Raw genomic sequence first — 432 nt, 5'->3', positions numbered from 1 at the left:
CCCTGTTTATTCAAATAAAAATTATTTCGGCACGGCGGGCGAAACCGGCAAGACGTGGGGAATTATAGTTGATACTCCGCAGCGCGCGATAACGAAGGGGAAATCAGCATGGATATATAAAGAAGACATTATTGTGGGGGGGGGGATTATGGCCAACGGTATACATGAATAAACGAATCTACCTTGACTACAACGCGACGACTCCGCTTTCCGAGGAAGTGCGGCAGTTTTCTATTGCGGAACTTGGGTCATACGCGAATGGGTCAAGTCTGCACGAAGACGGGCGCGTTGCGGCAAAAAAAATTACGGGGGCGCGGGAATAGGTCGCGACGATCGTCAACGGGAAACCAGCAGAAATTATCTTACCTGCGGGTGGCTCCGAGACAAACAATATAGTAATCAAATCGTAGAATGAATTTTGCAAAAAAAGCG

General features: G+C 47.9%; 2 protein-coding genes. Both read left to right on the top strand.

Annotated features, from left to right (window positions below; all coding sequences use genetic code 11):
- The first annotated feature begins 61 nt into the window (after window positions 1-61).
- Entirely contained in the window at window positions 62-172 is a 111-nt protein-coding gene (locus AWU74_RS13670; protein WP_368853475.1) for an aminomethyltransferase beta-barrel domain-containing protein, read from the top strand.
- Window positions 165-323 (top strand): hypothetical protein, encoded by a 159-nt coding sequence (locus AWU74_RS12335; RefSeq protein ID WP_187150996.1) that lies wholly within the window; start codon window positions 165-167, stop codon window positions 321-323. The genes AWU74_RS13670 and AWU74_RS12335 overlap by 8 nt, the downstream gene beginning before the upstream one ends.
- Window positions 324-432 lie beyond the last annotated feature (109 nt).

This window comes from Treponema endosymbiont of Eucomonympha sp. (assembly GCF_001028545.1).
Note: the sequence above shows the minus strand (reverse complement) of the source record. Positions and strands in the feature narration are given on the sequence as shown.

Bases quoted from the DNA above. Each gene is read 5' to 3' on its own strand.
- AWU74_RS12335 (WP_187150996.1), top strand. From the start codon at position 165: ATGAATAAACGAATCTACCTTGACTACAACGCGACGACTCCGCTTTCC.